The 16,796-nt window shown below is 66.2% G+C and carries 16 protein-coding genes; 7 read left to right on the top strand and 9 right to left on the bottom strand.

What is annotated here, in order from left to right; all coding sequences use genetic code 11:
- Positions 1-55 precede the first annotated feature (55 nt).
- Complete coding sequence (gene pmbA / locus BLQ58_RS02330; protein WP_092594363.1) at positions 56-1,423, top strand: metalloprotease PmbA; 1,368 nt, start codon at positions 56-58, stop codon at positions 1,421-1,423.
- A 66-nt stretch (positions 1,424-1,489) separates the two neighbouring features.
- Here the strand turns inward: pmbA and BLQ58_RS02325 are convergent, their stop codons facing one another.
- From BLQ58_RS02325 to BLQ58_RS02315, 3 genes are all read right to left on the bottom strand, one after another.
- Entirely contained in the window at positions 1,490-1,990 is a 501-nt protein-coding gene (locus tag BLQ58_RS02325) for a dihydrofolate reductase (protein ID WP_092594362.1), read from the bottom strand.
- Positions 1,987-2,781, bottom strand: coding sequence for a thymidylate synthase (locus BLQ58_RS02320; protein WP_092594361.1), 795 nt, complete (start codon positions 2,779-2,781; stop codon positions 1,987-1,989). The genes BLQ58_RS02325 and BLQ58_RS02320 overlap by 4 nt, the downstream gene beginning before the upstream one ends.
- 119 nt (positions 2,782-2,900) lie before the next feature.
- Positions 2,901-3,608 (bottom strand): TerC family protein, encoded by a 708-nt coding sequence (locus BLQ58_RS02315; protein WP_092594360.1) that lies wholly within the window; start codon positions 3,606-3,608, stop codon positions 2,901-2,903.
- 588 nt (positions 3,609-4,196) lie between these two features.
- Between BLQ58_RS02315 and egtD the strand changes: the two genes are divergently transcribed.
- Entirely contained in the window at positions 4,197-5,303 is a 1,107-nt protein-coding gene (gene egtD, locus BLQ58_RS02310; RefSeq protein ID WP_092594359.1) for an L-histidine N(alpha)-methyltransferase, read from the top strand.
- 148 nt (positions 5,304-5,451) lie between these two features.
- Positions 5,452-6,708 carry an SUMF1/EgtB/PvdO family nonheme iron enzyme gene (locus BLQ58_RS02305; RefSeq protein WP_092594358.1) on the top strand — a complete coding sequence of 419 codons (1,257 nt, stop codon included), beginning with the start codon at positions 5,452-5,454 and terminating at the stop codon, positions 6,706-6,708.
- A 91-nt stretch (positions 6,709-6,799) separates the two neighbouring features.
- Here BLQ58_RS02305 and BLQ58_RS02300 read toward each other — a convergent pair whose 3' ends face one another.
- From BLQ58_RS02300 to BLQ58_RS02275, 5 genes are all read right to left on the bottom strand, one after another.
- Positions 6,800-8,680, bottom strand: coding sequence for a DEAD/DEAH box helicase (locus BLQ58_RS02300; protein WP_092594357.1), 1,881 nt, complete (start codon positions 8,678-8,680; stop codon positions 6,800-6,802).
- An 822-nt stretch (positions 8,681-9,502) separates the two neighbouring features.
- Complete coding sequence (locus tag BLQ58_RS02290; RefSeq protein WP_092594587.1) at positions 9,503-9,718, bottom strand: hypothetical protein; 216 nt, start codon at positions 9,716-9,718, stop codon at positions 9,503-9,505.
- A gap of 151 nt (positions 9,719-9,869) precedes the next feature.
- Positions 9,870-10,136: a hypothetical protein gene (locus BLQ58_RS02285; RefSeq protein WP_092594356.1), complete on the bottom strand. Its 267-nt coding sequence runs from the start codon at positions 10,134-10,136 to the stop codon at positions 9,870-9,872.
- An 84-nt stretch (positions 10,137-10,220) separates the two neighbouring features.
- The gene (locus BLQ58_RS02280; RefSeq protein WP_092594355.1) at positions 10,221-10,487 is read right to left on the bottom strand and encodes a hypothetical protein; all 267 of its coding nucleotides are present in this window, start codon (positions 10,485-10,487) and stop codon (positions 10,221-10,223) included.
- A 57-nt stretch (positions 10,488-10,544) separates the two neighbouring features.
- The gene (locus BLQ58_RS02275; RefSeq protein ID WP_092594354.1) at positions 10,545-10,820 is read right to left on the bottom strand and encodes a hypothetical protein; all 276 of its coding nucleotides are present in this window, start codon (positions 10,818-10,820) and stop codon (positions 10,545-10,547) included.
- Between the two features lie 418 nt (positions 10,821-11,238).
- On the opposite strand from BLQ58_RS02275, the gene BLQ58_RS02270 reads away from it, so the two are divergent.
- Positions 11,239-13,416, top strand: coding sequence for a serine/threonine protein kinase (locus tag BLQ58_RS02270; protein ID WP_092594353.1), 2,178 nt, complete (start codon positions 11,239-11,241; stop codon positions 13,414-13,416).
- 7 nt (positions 13,417-13,423) lie between these two features.
- On the opposite strand, the gene BLQ58_RS02265 is transcribed toward BLQ58_RS02270, so the two are convergent.
- On the bottom strand, positions 13,424-14,701 hold the full coding sequence (locus BLQ58_RS02265; protein WP_092594352.1) for a formylglycine-generating enzyme family protein: 1,278 nt from the start codon (positions 14,699-14,701) through the stop codon (positions 13,424-13,426).
- Positions 14,702-14,924: 223 nt separating this feature from the next.
- Between BLQ58_RS02265 and BLQ58_RS02260 the strand changes: the two genes are divergently transcribed.
- From BLQ58_RS02260 to BLQ58_RS02250, 3 genes are all read left to right on the top strand, one after another.
- A complete protein-coding gene (locus tag BLQ58_RS02260; RefSeq protein ID WP_092594351.1) occupies positions 14,925-15,365 on the top strand; it encodes a DUF4399 domain-containing protein in 441 nt (146 codons plus the stop codon).
- A gap of 26 nt (positions 15,366-15,391) precedes the next feature.
- Positions 15,392-15,916, top strand: coding sequence for a DUF4399 domain-containing protein (locus tag BLQ58_RS02255; RefSeq protein WP_254775781.1), 525 nt, complete (start codon positions 15,392-15,394; stop codon positions 15,914-15,916).
- Between the two features lie 364 nt (positions 15,917-16,280).
- Positions 16,281-16,547, top strand: a complete 267-nt coding sequence (locus tag BLQ58_RS02250) for a hypothetical protein (RefSeq protein ID WP_092594350.1) — start codon at positions 16,281-16,283, stop codon at positions 16,545-16,547.
- Positions 16,548-16,796 lie beyond the last annotated feature (249 nt).

Here is a 16,796-nt window from a genome sequence, read left to right as displayed (position 1 = left end):
CCGGCATTTTATCTTGCTATGATTCCCGTTTGGACTTTTGATCACGCCCGCCCATATGAGCCAGACTGCCGAAAAGACCGCGCATTTCACCTATACCCAGGATCAGCTCAAGGCCATGGCGGCCGATGTGCTGCGCGTGGCACGCGAACTTGGCGCGACGGATGCCGCTACCGAGATCTCCGAAGGCGGCGGCCTGTCGGTGACGGTGCGCAAGGGGCAGGTGGAAACCATCGAGCAGAACCGTGACAAGGTGGTGGGCGTGACGGTCATGATCGGCCAGCGCCGCGGCAATGCCAGCACGTCGGATTTCTCGCCGGAGGCGCTGCGCGCCACGGCGGAGGCGGCGTACAACATCGCCCGCTTCACGGCCGAGGACGATTGCGCGGGCCTGGCCGAGGAAGGGCTGCTCGAACGCGATCCGCAGGACCTGGACCTGTTCCACCCGTGGAACATCGACGCCGAGGGTGCCATCGACATCGCGCGCCGTGCCGAGGCGGCGTCGTTCGCGGTGTCGCCGAAGATCAAGAACAGCGATGGCGCCAGCGTGTCGGCCCAGCATTCGCAGTTCGTGCTGGCCACGTCGCGCGGCTTCGTGGGCGGCTACCCGTATTCGCGCCATTTTATTTCGGCGGCACCGATCGCCGGATCCGGCGGCGGCATGCAGCGCGACGACTGGTATTCGTCCAAGCGTTCGCCGCTGGCGCTGGCCGAGCCCGAGGCCATTGGCCGCTATGCCGCCGAGCGCGCGCTGGCCCGCCTGAATGCCCGCAAGCTGTCCACGCGCAAGTGCCCGGTGCTGTTCGAGGCGCCGCTGGCGGCCGGCCTGCTGGGCGCCTTCGTGCAGGCGGTGTCGGGCGGCGCGCTGTACCGCAAGTCGACGTTCCTGTACGACTCGTTGGGCAAGGCCGTGTTCTCGCCCGATATCCAGATCAATGAGCAGCCGCACGTGCCGGGCGCCATGGGCAGCGCCCCGTTCGACGAGGAAGGCGTGCGTACCCACGCCCGCCAGGTGGTGCGCGATGGTGTGGTACAGGGCTATTTCCTGTCGACCTATTCGGCGCGCAAGCTTGGCATGCAGACGACCGGCAACGCGGGCGGCTCGCACAACCTGACGCTGACCAGCTCGAACACGCAACCGGGCGACGACTTCGCCGGCATGCTGAAGAAGATGGGCACCGGCCTGCTGGTGACGGAACTGATGGGGCAGGGCGTGAACTACGTGACGGGCGACTATTCGCGCGGCGCGTCGGGCTACTGGGTCGAGAACGGGGTGATCCAGTACCCGGTGGAGGAAATCACGATTGCCGGAAACATGGTCGAGATGTTCAAGCAGATCGTTGGTATCGGCGCCGACGCGCTGGTGCGCGGCACCAAGGAAACCGGGTCGATCCTGATCGAACAGATGACGATTGCCGGCAACTGATCCGGCATTCGGCCAGACGGAAAACGGCGCCCGAGGGCGCCGTTTTTCATGGTCAGGCGGGTGGTGTCATTCCTCGCCCGACGGCGGGCGTTCGTAGGTGACGAACGCATAGTCGAACGCGTTGGCCGCTGAATGGTGGGTTTCGCGCGCAACCTCCACCCACTTCGACCGGTCGACGGCCGGGAAGTGGGCGTCGCCTTCCACATCGGCATCGATCTCGGTGACGATCAGGCGATCCGCGCTGGGCAGGGCCTCCGCGTACAGCTGTGCGCCGCCGATCAGGAACACCTGTTCCACGCCCGCGCACAGGCGCTGGGCGTCTTCGAGCGATCCCACCACCTCGGCGCCTTCCAGTTGCAGGGCGGGGTTGCGGCTCACCACGATATTGCGGCGGCCCGGCAGCGGCCGGCCGATCGAATCCCAGGTCTTGCGGCCCATGATGATCGGCGCGCCCAGCGTGGTGCGCTTGAAATGCTGCAGGTCCTCGGGCAGGCGCCACGGCAGCGCGTTGTCGCGGCCGATCACGCCATTGCGCGCCCGCGCGACGATCAGGGTCAGCAGCGTCATACGGCCACCGGCGCCTTGATCGCGGGGTGCGATTCGTAGCCCACCAGTTCGAAGTCGTCGTACTGGTAGTCGAAGATGCTGTCGGGACGGCGCTTGATCTTGAGCGTCGGCAGCTTCATCGGCGCGCGGGACAGCTGCGTCTGCACCTGCTCGAAGTGGTTGCTGTAGATGTGGCAGTCGCCGCCGGTCCAGACGAAGTCGCCCACGCCGAGGTCGCACTGCTGCGCGATCATGTGCGTCAGCAGCGCGTAGCTGGCGATATTGAACGGCACGCCCAGGAAGATGTCCGCGCTGCGCTGGTACAGCTGGCAGCTGAGCTTGCCGTCGGCCACGTAGAACTGGAAGAACGCGTGGCAGGGCGGCAGCTTCATTTGCGGGATCTCGCCCACGTTCCAGGCCGACACGATCAGGCGGCGCGAATCGGGGTTGCTGCGGATCTGCTGCACCACCTCGCTGATCTGGTCGATATGGCGGCCGTCCGGCGTCGGCCAGGCGCGCCACTGGTAGCCGTAGACCGGGCCCAGCTCGCCGTTGGCGTCGGCCCATTCGTCCCAGATCGTGACGCCGTTGTCCTTCAGGTACTGGATATTGGTCGAACCCTGCAGGAACCACAGCAGTTCGTGGATGATCGACTTCAGATGCAGCTTCTTGGTGGTGACGACCGGAAAGCCTTCGTTCAGGTCGAAGCGCATCTGGTAGCCGAACACCGAGCGCGTGCCGGTGCCGGTGCGGTCGGACTTTTCGGTGCCATGCTCAAAAACATGGCGCATGAAGTCGAGGTACTGTTTCATCGGCGCGGGGTAGAAATGTGATGTCGGCTTTGAGGGCCGTAAAGCGAGGATTTTAGCCTGAAAGCAAAAAGCCGCCCGAAGGCGGCCTTTTGCGTTTCCGGCAATGCCGGTCAGCCGGGTCAGTGGCTTTCCACCGCCTTCTGGCTGCCGTCGCGACGCTTCTGGGTCAGGTAGCCCGCCCCCAGCACGCCGCCGATGATCACCAGGTACAAGCCCCACTTGATGGCAGGCTGTGCCTCGAAGAAGGCCTTGGTGATCGGCTCGCCCAGGATCATCTTGACGGCGGTGAAGGCCAGTACGCCGGCACCGATGTAGATGATCGACGGGTAGCGCGACATCAGCTTGAGCACCAGGCTCGAACCCCAGACCACGATCGGGATACTGATCAGCAGGCCCAGCACCACCAGCAGGAAGCTGCCGTGGGCGGCGCCGGCCACGGCCAGCACGTTGTCCACGCCCATCACCGCGTCGGCGATGATGATGGTCTTCATGGCGCCCATCAGCGTGGCCGCGCCAGCGCCGTGCTCGTCGCCGTCATTCTCGGCGGCAAGCAGCTTGTAGGCGATCCAGACCAGCGCCAGGCCGCCAACCAGCAGCAGGCCGGGGATCTTGAGCAGCCAGACCACGCCAATCGTCATGGCCGAACGGACCACCACGGCACCGATGGTGCCCCAGACAATGGCTTTCTTCTGCAGGTGCGGCGGCAGGTTGCGCGCCGCGAGGGCAATCACGATGGCGTTGTCGCCAGCCAGGACCAGGTCAATAACGACGATCGACAGCAGGGCTGTCAGAAACTGCATCGTGAACAGATCGGTAAACCACTCCATGTACGCTCCTCAGGTACGAAAAGGCTGCAGGCCATCGAGCCAGCAAAAGTTTTTGTTGCACCTGGGATTTACAGCGAGCGCCGGAAGTGTTCGGGGTCGCCTTTGCAAACCGTAAAAACCAGGTGTGCAAAGGTCTTGCTCGACTGACTGGCGCGGAATGCGCGCCAGGGTCAGCACAACCGGAGACGAGCGATGCGTCTCGGAATGACGATTGTGCTAAGGGCATCGGATGCCCCCAAGCTACTCCCCTTTTACTTCCCTCTTTGGAAGGGATCGTGTCCGCCAGAAGGCTCCGGCGATCACGTTGGAGGCGATTATAAGGGAACTGCGAAAAAAATGTTGCACTGCCGGGGTGGGGTTTGCATGTATCAAGTTTCAGACATGAATGTCGTGCGGTTCAGTTTGTAAAGTGATGCAACGTGTCGCGCACGCATAAGCATATGCACCTATCCTAGTTGGATTGGTTCGGCAGGTGTGCACCAGACCTGACAGGCGCGCCCCCCTGACCGCCGTTGGCAAGTATCGGATGCCAGCGCCGACACTTTGAGAGGGATTCACCGTAGTGCCCATCGACAACAAGGAAACGTCATGCCGGCCCCCACTACGCTTCAGACGCCCGACACCCCTTCGACCCGCAACAACTCCCGCAACAACTCCCATCACCAGAACGGCCACGCCACGCCGGAAATTGCCCCGGAGCCGCGCATCGTCGTCGGCAATGGCCATGCCCGGCCCGGGGCGGTCCCGCAGCCGGAATTCGTGCAGCAATACCGCGAGGACAACGGTGCGCTGCGTGCCGAGATCGAGGAAGGGCTGCGCCTGAGCCAGGCGCGCATCAGCCCGAAGTTCTTTTACGACGTGCTGGGCTCCCGGCTGTTCGAGGCCATCACCGACCTGCCCGAGTACTACCCCACCCGCACCGAGGCGTCGATCTTCGCCACGGCCGCGCCCGCCATCGCCGCACGGGCCGGCAGCGGCTGCGTGCTGATCGACCTGGGCGCCGGCAACTGCCAGAAAGCTGCGCGCCTGTTTCCGAGCCTCCAGCCGGCCCAGTACGTGGCGCTCGATATCTCGGTGGAATTCCTGCGCGGCACGCTGGCCGCGCTGCAGCAGCAGAACCCCCAGATTCCGATGCTGGGGCTGGGGGCCGATCTGTGCGGGCCGCTTGACCTGCCCTCCAGCGTCAAGCGCGGCCGCCGGCTGTTCTTCTATCCCGGCTCCAGCATCGGCAACTTCGCGCCGATCGACGCCCTGGCGCTGCTGCAGCGGCTGCGTGCCGCCGCCGGCCCGGGCGACGGTGTGCTGATCGGCGTGGACCTGTACAAGGACCGCGACACGCTGGTGGCTGCCTATGACGATGCCCTTGGCGTGACCGCCGCGTTCAACCGCAACGTGCTGCGCAACGTGAATCGCATCGTGGGCAGCGACTTCGCGTTGGCCGACTGGCGTCACGCGGCCACGTTCGATACGCAGGCATCGCGCATCCAGATGCACCTGCAGGCCGAGCGCGATGTGACCGTGCGCTGGCCTCGCGGCGAGCGCCGGTTCGCGGCTGGCGACCGCATCCATACCGAGGACTCGCACAAGTATCGGCCGGATGACTTCGCAATCCTGCTCGAAGCGGCCGGCTTCACCGACCCGGTCAGCTGGACCGATCCGCGCGGCTGGTTCGCCGTCTTTCACGCGCGGGGCTGACGGCCGGCAGGACTGGGGCAGGCTGGCGGTAAGCCGCGCCGCCAGCAGGGTGAAAGGGCGGGGGCCGGAACGCGTTGGCGCCCGGTGTCATAATGCGCGCAGCCGGCCCGGCCGGCACCGATTCCCACCCTTTGACACGGATACCTCGATGAGCGGCTTCTCCATGCTTCCCGATCTCCACTTCACCGGCGGCACGGCGGCCTGGCCCGACGCGCGCCGGCTGCCGCGCGAGGGGTTGGCACAGGCACTGGTGGAGTCGCGCAACCGCACGCTGGCGTGGCTGGGTGCCTTCGGCGTGACCCGCAAAGGCTGGACCGTGCAGCGTCAATACGACACCAATCCGCCGCTGTGGACGCTCGGCAATATCGCCTGGCATGCCGAATGGTGGTGCCTGCGTGGTGTGCGGCACCTGGAGCAGGGCGGTATCCGCCTGCCGGTAGCCAGCGAGCCATCGCTGCTCGATGGTGCCGACGAATGGTTCGATCCCGAGCGGATTGGGCCGGATGAGCGCTGGGAGATCGCGCTACCCGACGTGGCGGTGGTGAAGCAATACGCCACGCAGGTGCTCGACGGCCTGCTGCGGCGCATCGCGCTGCTGCCCGACGATGCCGACGCCACGCTCTATCCGTTCCGCCGCGCGCTCTACTACGAGGATGTGCAGGGCGAAACGGTGGCCACGCTGCTGCAGGCCCTGGAGGTGGCACCGGTCGAGCCGGCATCGATTTCGCCGACGATGGCCGTGCAGTCATCGGGGACGCTGCACTTTCCCGGTGGCAATTTCACGCAGGGGTGGCCGGACGCCGACGGCTTTGCCTGGCCCGACGAATTGCCGGCACAGAAGATCTACGTGCCAGCGTTCGAGATGGACGCCGCGCTGGTCACCAACGCCCAGTTCCTGGAGTTCGTGGAAGACCACGGCTACGAGCATCCGTCGTACTGGTCGGCCGCCGGCCGGCAATGGCTGATGACGCAGGAGCGTTCGGCGCCCCGCTACTGGGGGCGCCATGCGGTCAGCCGCAGCTGGGTGGCGTCGCGATTCGGCACCGAGCGCACGCTCAATCCCGACGAGCCGGTGCGTCACGTCACGCTGTTCGAGGCCCAGGCATGGTGCGTCTGGGCCGGTCGCCGCCTGCCGCAGGAAGCGGAATGGGAACTGGCGGCCGTGCAGAATCGCGGGCTGCAATGGGGCATGTTGCGGGAATGGACGGCTACGCCGTACGAGCCGTACGTGGGCTTTGCCGCCGAGCCCACCGATGGCGAGATCATCGGCCGCTTCGGCACGCACCAGGCCGTGCGCGGGGTGTCGTTCGCCAGCCCGTCGCGCCTGCGTCATGTGCGGGCCCGAACGGCCTTGCTGCCCGAGGACGATGTGTCCTTCGTGGGCTTCCGGACGTGCGCGATGTGAACTGACGAGCAGCAGCAATGAAAAAAGGCACCCGAGGGTGCCTTTTTTCGTCCCACCGCCGGCAGGCCGGCAGGGGGTCAGCGATCAGCGATCAACGCTCGTAGCGCGCACGGCTGTTGCCGTTGCGTTGGCCGCCGAAGCCGCCGCGATCGCCGCCACGGTCGCCGAACTTGCGGTCGCCAAAGCTGCGGTCGCCGAAGCTGCGCTCGCCGCCAAAGCCACGGTTGCCGTCGCGGTTGCCGTACGAACGCTGCTCGCCACCGAAGTTGCGGTCGCCGAAGCTGCGTTGCTGGCCTTGACCCTGGCCCTGGCCCTGGCCACGGTAGCCGGCGTTGCCGCGATCGCCGAAGCCACCGCCGTTGCCACGATCGCCGAAGCCGCCGGCGTTGCCACGGTCGCCAAAGCCGCCGGCGTTGCCACGGTCACCGAAACCACGGTTGCCGTCGTTGCTGAAGCGGCGCTCGCCAAAGCTGCGTTCACCGCCTTCGCGGTTGCCGCCGTTGTTGCCGCGATAGCCGCCACCGTTGCCGGCGCCATTGCCGCCGCGATAGCCACCGCCGCTGTTGCCACGGAAGCCGTCACGGCCGCCCGGCTTGCCGCCGAAGTTCGAGCGCGGCTTCGGCGAACGGCGCGGTTCCAGGCCTTCGATCACCGATGCGTCGATGCGGTGGTTCGTGAAACGCTCGATACGGCGCCACTGGAACATGTCGCCATGGTTCACCAGGTTGATGGCGATGCCCGAGCGGCCGGCACGGCCGGTACGGCCGATACGGTGGACGTAGTCTTCCGCCTGCTTGGGCAGGTCGAAGTTCACCACGTGCGTGATATCGGGCACGTCGATACCGCGCGCGGCCACGTCGGTAGCTACCAGCACGCGCAGGTTGCCGCGGCGCAGGGCCGTCAGCGTGCGGTTGCGCGCGCCTTGCGTCATGTCGCCGTGCAGGGCGCCGGCGGCGAAGCCGGTGTCCGACAGGCGCTCGGCCAGCGAATCGGCGTCACGCTTGGTGGCCGTGAACACGATGGCCTGCTTCAGCGACGAATCGCGCAGCAGGTGGTCGAGCAGGCGTTCCTTGTGCGACATGTCGTCGGTGAAGTGCAGGCGCTGCTCGATGTTGCTGTGGTCGGCGCGGGCGGCGGCGATCTCGATGCGTTGCGGGTCGCGCAGCTGGCGCGAAGCCAGCTGGCCGATACGGGCGTCCAGCGTGGCCGAGAACATCAGCGTCTGGCGCGATGCCGGCGTGGCGGCCACGATGGCGTCGATGTCGTCGGCAAAGCCCATGTCCAGCATGCGGTCGGCTTCGTCGAACACCAGCATGTCCAGCGCGGACAGGTCGATGCGGCCGGCTTCGATGTGGTCCAGCAGACGGCCCGGCGTTGCCACCAGGATGTCAGGCATGCGCGACAGCATGGCCAGCTGCTTCGGATAGGGCATGCCGCCCAGGATGCTGGCGCACACGATGCGGCGCAGATGGCGGCCGTACTTGGCGGCAGCCTCGGTCACCTGCAGGGCCAGTTCACGCGTCGGCGTCAGCACCAGCAGCGACGGCTGGGCGGCGGCCGGACGGGGGCGCTTGCCCTTCATGCGCTTGGCCGGTTCGGTCGGACGATTCGGCGCGGGCTTTTCGCTGATGCGCTGGATCGCCGGCAGCATGAACGCTGCGGTCTTGCCCGAACCGGTCTGGCTCGAGACCAGCAGGTCGCGGCCAGCCAGGAAGGCGGGAATCGCCTGGGCCTGGACCGGGGTGGGGTTGTTGTAGTTGGCTTCGGCCAGGGCGCGCAGGATGGCGGGGTCCAGGCCAAGCTTTGCGAAACCGCTTTCCGGTGCGTCCGACGCTTGCGCGGCCGGGGCTGCATCGGCATTGAGCATGGCGTCGAGCTTGTCGAGCGGGCTCACGGCAGCGGCGGGCGTGGCAGTGGTGTCGGCGGCGGAAGCAAAAGGCTGCTCCGCACGGAAGTCTTCGTGCTGGGTCATGTCGTACGTATTAAATATGCATGGCACCCCAGGGCATTGTGCGCAAAGGGGTGGGCGCAAGTGCAAAGTCTTAAAAAGGCTTCGGCGCCAATCGGTAGGCCGTTCGACAGACTCAGCTGGCAAGACGGCGGCAGGCAGGGGGCGGCAGGCGATTCAAGCAAACCGGCCGATTATCCCTGGCAGGCAAACAGCAATTCGGGCTGTTATCAGGATCGGAGACGAGGCAGCGTCAGGTGAGCGGTGCGTTCTGGCCAGGCACCTGTCTGATACTTCGTGTGATGACAGAGGCAGGGAGCAGATCTTGGGAGGTAGCGGATACGCCACGGCAGGATGCCTCAAGGCGTGGTGCGGTACTCACAGTGCGAAACTCACGGCGCGAAGTATAGCAGAACGCTGAATTTTTTGTTGCACCGCGCAAGCGGGAAATACGCGGGACATCGTAAGCAAACGTAAATGAAAGCGGCCGGGGCATCGCTTGCATGTCGGGGCCCGGTGCCTATACTCCAGACGCGGGCATCTATGCCCGTACGGGGCGGACGACAAAAAGTCCCGCTGATATTGCCTTTGGCAAGGTTCGCTTGCCGCTCGCCTCCGGCCTTGCGGTCATTGATGCCACTGCCAGGTTTCCTCCGACTGTCCGGGTGGTCCGGATGGGCGTCCGCTTCATGGGCGGAATCCATGGGAAACATGCTTGGCACAGGAATGACCGGAAGCAGCCGGTGACGCAGACCCAGGAAGTCCGGGCCCGTCCGCAACCAAAGCCCGCCAATTGCTTGGCGGGCTTTTTCTTGTTATGCCGACCAGTGGGCCTCGCGCGCTGGCTTACTTGCGCGCGGGCGTGGTCTCCCGTTCCTGCCCTGCAACCTGCGATGTGCCGGGGAATCCCTCGGGATACTGGACCAGCCGCGTAAGCGTGGGGCGCCGGTGGGCCTGCCAGCGGTAGCTGCCGGCCAGCCGCGCGCCGCCGATGATGGCGGTCATGGCCTCGCGATCGAGGTCCATGTTTTCCGACAAATCCTTGATGACGATGACTGCCATGGCGATCTCCAGCATGCGGGCCTTGCCGCGGCCGGCCGGAATGGCGCCGGTCGGGCGGCGCCGGGGCAGGCGCGGGCCCGATTCAGTATAGGCGAGCGGTCCTGCAGCATGCGCCGTGCACGCGACAGGACCGCTCCTGGACGCGCGGCGTTCAAGCCACCGCCAGGTTGCCGCCCCATTGCGTCGGCTTGACGTTGAGCGCAAGGTTGCCCAGGTCGACGCCGACGATCTTGTTGTTGTTGAAGGCGGCGACGTTCACCTGCTGGAACTGCTGCACGCTCTGGTTGATGTTGACGTTGACCAGCGGGCCGGCGGCGGCAATCTTGCCGAACCAGTCCGTGCCGCCGCGGATGGCGCACAGCGATTGTTGGTCGAGGTCCTTGCTGACGGCAAGGTCGCGGACGATGATCGATGACATGGTGGACTCCTTGATGCGGATTCAGCGGGTTCGGTACGCAGCGGGCGGCTGGCTCGAAGCCGGCGCCCGCCGCTGGCGACGGACTCAGGCGTTGTTCTGCGCGTACTGGTTCGTCGTCACGTTGTTGTGCATGTGGTCCTGGAAGGCCGAACCGTTGCCGAAGTAGTTGCCCACCTGCTGCATCTGCTGGTTTTGCTGGTCGATCTTGACGTGCGAGTCGAACGACAGCTTCACCGGGGCGTAGACGCTGGTCCACGGGGCGATCAGGCCCAGGCCGCCGCGTACCGATTGCATGCGCGTGGCTTCGAGGGTGGTGGTGCTGGACAGGTCAAGGATGGTCAGGGTGCTCATGGCAGTCTCCTAGTAGGCGAGTGTGCGGGTGCGATGCGTGGATGCGAAGGGCGATGCTCAGGCCGGGTGGTACACGTTGTTCTGTGCGGACTGGGTGGTCGTGACGTTGTTGGTCATGTGGTCCTGGAAGGCAGAGCCATTGCCGAAGTAGTTCTCCACCGACTGCATTTGCTGGTTCGACTGGTTGACGTTGAATACCTTGTCGACCGACAGCTTGAACGGGCTGTAGACGGTGGTGATCGGCAGGATGGCGATGCCGCCGCGCACGGCGTTCAGCGCCTTGGCGTCGAGGGTTTCGGTCGAGGACAGGTCCTTGATGGTCAGCGTGGTCATGATGTGTCTCCTGGAAGAGGAAGGTACTGCTTGGGTCTGGGTGATGAGCATCGGGTTGGTGTCGCGCTCGGACCAGATATCGCAGCAAGCGTGCCAGCGCGGGCCATGGCCTCCGAAAAAGTCTGCGGACCGTTGTGGCGCAAGGGTTTGCGCCGGGCGGCGCGATGCGCGCCGGCATGGCGGGGATGCGTGGCGCCCGCGGAGTGATGGGCCGGCGCCAACAGAATGGTGTCGGGTGTCGGGCGGGCGGCAACGTCCGCGGCGCGCAGGACCACAGGGCGGCATTGCGGATGGCCGGAGTGCGCACTAGTATCCATCGAAGGCAATGTGCCGTGACGCAACGGTCCGCCTCCAGTGCCGCCTCCAAAGCGCCACTTGTCAGCGCCACCAGTCGGCAACCAATGTCGGGATGCACCGGATGTCCAGCCTGACCGAACTCATACGGAATTTTCAGCGCGGGAGCCTGAGCCGCGACGAATTCCTCGCATCGGTGGATACGGCCCTGAAGGACGATCAGACCGACTCCACGCAGTTTGCCCGCGTGCTTTCCGAGGAGCACACGCGCTTTCCGTTGCCGCCGGCCGTCTACGCCGAAGTCATGCATCGCATCGATTCGCACGTGGCCACGCAGTTCGACCCCGTTGGCCCGGCGCAGCACGATGTGCGCAGCGATGGGCGCACCGAGCTGCCCGGCGAGGAAACGCGCATCGAGCCCGAGCCACTGGATCGGCCGATGCCGCCGCCCGGTTATGCCGGGACTACCGGCGCCACGGGCGGCATGACGGGTGGATACACCGGCAATACCGGCAGCAACACAGGGAGCAACACGGGCAGCAATACCGGCAGCAACACTGGCGGACAGAGCGGGCATTTCACGGGCGGCTTCATCCCGTCCGGTCCGACAAAGGGCGTGGGCGATACCCTGAACGGCCGTTTCGTGCTCGAAGAGTGCCTGGGCGTGGGCGGCATGGGCACCGTGTACAAGGCGCTCGACCTGCGCAAGCTCGAAGCGTCGGACCGCAAGCCTTATATCGCCATCAAGGTGCTGAACATGCAGTTCAGCGGGCACCCGAAATCGCTGATCGCGCTCCAGCGCGAGGCGCGCAAGGCCCAGCAGCTGGCCCACCGCAATATCGTCACGGTGTACGACTTCGACCGCGACGGCCCCACGGTCTTCCTGACCATGGAATACCTGCAGGGCAAGTCGCTCAACCGTGTGCTGCGCTCGCCGGAATTCCAGGGCCTGCCTTATGCGAAGGCGATGCCGATCATCGTCGGCATGGGCAGCGCGCTGGCCTACGCGCACGAACGGGGCTTCGTGCATTGCGACTTCAAGCCGGCCAATGTGTTCCTGACCGATCGCGGCGAGGTCAAGGTGATCGACTTCGGCATCGCGCGCGGCTTCCAGCAGCCTGCCGACGATGCCGACCAGACCGTGTTCGATCCGGGGTCGCTGGGCGGCATGACGCCGGCCTACGCCAGCCCGGAGATGTTCGAGCACCGCGAGCCCGATCCGCGTGACGATATCTACGCGCTGGGCTGCGTCAGCTACGAACTGCTGACCGGCCGGCACCCTTACAACCGCGTGGCGGCTACCGAGGCGCGCGCAAAGAACCTGAAGCCCGAGCCACCGAAAACACTGTCGCGCGGGCAGTGGAAGGTGCTGCGCCAGGCGCTGTCGCTGGACCGCGCGACCCGCACGCCCACGGTCAAGCAATTCCTGGCCGGGCTGGGCGGTGAAGCGCAGGCCACCAACATTCGCCTGCCCGTGATCGCGGGCAGCGTGATCGCCGGCGTGGCGCTGGCCACGGGGGTACTGGTGTACATGTGGCGCAGCCACATGCCGTCGACGCAAGGCACACCGCCGACCCAGGCGGCGGCGCCAGCGCCGTCCGCCGCGCCCGCGCCGCCGGAAGAGGCCGTGCCGGTCAAGCCCGAAGCCGTCGCGCAGGTGATCGCTGCCACGCCGTGCTCGCTGCTGAAGGCCAGGATCGACGGCAATACGCTGCAGGTAGGCGGCTATGTCGGCGAATCGGCGCTGGGCGGCCTGCGCGACAAACTGGGCAAGATCGCGGGCGTGCGCACGCTGAAGCTCGATGCCCAGCCGCTCACCAGCGACAAATGCGACGTGGTGAAGCTGGTGGCGCCGTACTGGTCAGGCAGCCGGAAGGCGGGTGAGCCCGCCGGTGCGGTACTGCGCACGCGCGGCGGGACGCAACTGACCGAAGGCGCGCCGCTGGTGCTGGACATCAATACGCCGCCGCACGACTCGTATGTCTACGTCGACTATTTCTCGGCCGATGGCAAGGTGGCGCACCTGGTGCCCAGCGGGCGCATCCAGGGCAACCAGGCGCCGGCCAGCTACAGCGCGACCGTTGGGGACAGCGGCGACTGGGTCATCTCGAAGCCGTTCGGCACCGAACTCGTGGTGCTGCTGACCACGCCGGCGCCGCTGTTCACCGCACGGCGCCCCGAGTTCGAGACCCGCCAGGAGTACCTGAAGGCGCTGGAAAAGCCGCTGGCGCAGATGGCCAGCAAGCACGGGCGCGACCAGGTCAGCGCGGACATCGTGCAGATCGCCACGCGCGCGAAGTAGCCGCCAGCTACTTCGCCTCGCGCACCACGCGGAAGCCGTTCTGCGACTGCCGCACGCTGGTGCTGTACTTGAAGCGCGTGGAAGACACCATGTAGCTGGCCCCCTCGCGCCACGAGCCGCCACGTATCACGCGCGCCGTGCAGGCCGGCTCTTCCCATGCGCGACCATCGGTCGGCGCGTTCTTGTACGAGCTGTGCCAGCAGTCGGCCACCCATTCCCAGACGCTGCCGTTCATGTCGTGGAGTCCGAACGGATTGGCCGCGAACGATCCGACATTGGCTGGCGCGGCATCGCTCCACGGATCGCCGCAATCCTTGCAGTTGGCGTTGCCCTTGCTCATCCGGTCGCCCCACCAGAATGCGGTGCTGGTGCCGCCGCGCGCCGCGTATTCCCACTCGGCCTCGGTGGGCAGCCGGTAGTTCTTGCCGGTGGTCTTCGACAGCCAGGCCACGTACTGCTGCGCGTCATCCCAGCTGATGTCGCGCGCCGGTGCCGTCCTGGCCTCAGGCGGATTGGTGGCAATGCGCGGGCAGGCGTTGGCATCGACGCAGGCGTTCCATTGCTCGACCGTGACCTCGTATTTGCCGATGGCGAACGCGTGGCCGACGTTCACGTGATGCGGCGGTTTCTCGGCCGGGTCGCTGGTGTTGCTGCCCATCGTGAAGGCGCCGGGATTGAGCCCGATCATCAGCGGACACTGCGGACAGTCGCGCGATTCGCCGCCCTTGGCATCGGCCGGCTTTGCGGCGCCGGATGCGGGGGCCTCCTTGCCTTCCGCCGGAAAGGTGACGGTGCCCTGCGCGATGGCGCCGCCGGCGCGTGTGCGAGGCTGGCCCGGGGCCGTGGCCGGCGGGGTGGGGGCAGGGGGCGGCTTGCTGGCGGCGGGCGGCGTGGACTCTGTCTTCGCCTGGGTCTTCGGCTCGGGCCTGGGCGGGGCCGATGACGTTGCCGGTGCCGATGCAGCCGGCGCGGGCGCACTGGCCTTGATGCGATCGAGCCGCGACTTTGCCAGCGCGGCAAAGCGTCCGTTCGGATACTGCTTCAGGTAGGCCTCGTAGTCGGCGGCGTAGTTGCTGTTCTTGATCGAATCCCAGAACGACAGTTCGTACTGCTCATCGCTGTTTTTCGGCAGGATGCCGGCCGTTGCCGATGGCAGCAGCGCGTGGCCGGCCTGGGCGAACCAGCGCGTCAGGCTGTCCGCGGGCGGCCCGTGCGACGCGCCATCGATTCCTGCGCCGGTTTCCAGCAGCGCCAGTAGCGACACGACGATTGCTTTCCGCCACATATTCACCCCCTTCAGAGTCGCCGCGCTGCGCGGTGTGGAGTTGCCGTGACGCGGTACCGGCCGTTTCAAGATAGCACAGCGTTTGTGGCGTGAAAGTTCGCTTTTTGGGGCCTTCCGACCTACGCTGTAGGACACATCGCCGAGCGCATCAAGAACATCGACCAAGAATCCGCTCCCGCGCGGGGTACCGTGTGCAGCGGACAGTTCTCCGGGAGGAGCCGCCATGTCCAGACGATCCCTGCTGCACGCGCTCGCGGCCGCATCCCTGGCCACTTGTCTGGCCGGCTGGACCACGCTGGCCATACCGCTGACCGCGGCCCCCAAGGGCGCCGAGGTCTACATCATCTGGCCCGGCGACGGCGCGGTCATCGATGGCGGCAAGCTCTGGGTGCGCATGGGGCTCAAGGGCATGGGCGTGTGCCCCAAGGGCATCGAGCGGCCGAACTGCGGACATCACCATCTGCTGATCGACGCGGATCTGCCGCCGATGGACAAGGAAATCCCGAACGATCGCAATCACCTGCACTTCGGCGCGGGAGAGACCGACGCGCGCATCGAACTGCCCCCGGGCAAGCACACGCTGCAACTGCTGCTGGGCGACAGCAAGCATGTGCCGTTCGATCCGCCGATTTACTCGAAGAAGATCACGATCACCGTGCGCTAGGCACACAGGCGCGAACGGGGGGAGCCATGACCCATTTCAGACCGATGCTTCTTGCGGGCATGACGTTGCTGTCCGCCGCTGCCTGGCTGCCGGCAGGCCTGGCAGGTGCTGCCGATGCGTCGGCGCCGGCCGCGCATGCCGGCCATGCCTCGGCGCCCGCTCCGGCCGCAGCCGCCACCCCGGCTTCGGGCCCCACGCCCGCCCCAAAGAATGCCTATCTCTATATCGGTTACCCCAACAACAACCAGACGCTGCCGGCCGGCAAGCCGATCAAGGTCTGGTTCGGGCTGCGCAACATGGGCGTGGCACCCAAGGACGTCAAGTATCCGAACACGGGCCACCATCACCTGCTGATCGACGTCGACCTGCCGCCGATGGACAAGGAGATCCCGAACGACCGCAACCACCTGCACTTCGGCGCGGGCGAAACGGAAACCGCGATCGACCTGCCGCCCGGCAAGCACACGCTGCAACTGCTGATGGGCGACGAGCGGCATATCCCGACCAATCCGCCGGTCTACTCGAAGAAGATCACGATCTACGTGAAATGACCGGCACCAGCCTCGGAGCAAAATGGCGGGGCGGTCCGCCTGTCTCCGGCGCGGCGCACAGCGATGTGCGCCGTTTTTTTTGGCCGGTCCCGCCGTGGCAAGCCGGCTGTTGCCGGATCCCCAACATGCCGCGTGGGATTTGTGGGGCGTGACCCAACACAAGCCCGGGCGCCGGCACCGGGTCAGGCCGGGGCTGGCCCGGCCGGGTCGCCCGCCAGCCCTTGTCCGGCAATGATCCGCGATTTTTCTCGGAGGCCATGGCCCGCGCTGGCACGCTTGCTGCGATATCTGGTCCGAGCGCGACACCAACCCGATGCTCATCACCCAGACCCAGGCAGTACCTTCCTCTTCCAGGAGACACATCATGACCACGCTGACCATCAAGGACCTGTCCTCGACCGAAACCCTCGACGCCAAGGCGCTGAACGCCGTGCGCGGCGGCATCGCGGTGTTCGCCCCGCGCACTTCGATCTTCACGCCGGTAAGTCTGTCGTTCGATTCGCACAAGACGATTACGCAGTCGAACCAGCAGCTGCAGGACGTGGCCAACTACTTCGGCAACGGCTCGGCCTTCCAGGAGCACATGCACAACAACGTGACGACGAACCAGTACGCCCAGAACAACGCCTGATATTCGTACGGTTCAGGCGGCAGCGGCGCGCAGGCCGGCCAACAGGCCGCCGCCGCAACAGCCGCACGGGGAGCTTGCGCCGGGGACACCTCCGCCCCGGCGCTTTTTTGCCCGTCGCCCTGCTTTGTCCGCCGATTTCCTTTGCCCGCAGATTCGCCGGGCACGCACGCCGAGGTTGGCGTCTGCCTCATGCCGACCCACAATACAGATCGAACGCCAGGACGCCCTGTCACGGTCCGCTCGCGTTTC

Source organism: Ralstonia sp. 25mfcol4.1, from assembly GCF_900104095.1.
In the GTDB taxonomy this organism is placed as follows: Bacteria; Pseudomonadota; Gammaproteobacteria; order Burkholderiales; family Burkholderiaceae; genus Cupriavidus.
The sequence above is the reverse complement of the archived record's forward strand: the minus strand, read 5'-3'. Positions and strand labels throughout refer to the sequence as shown.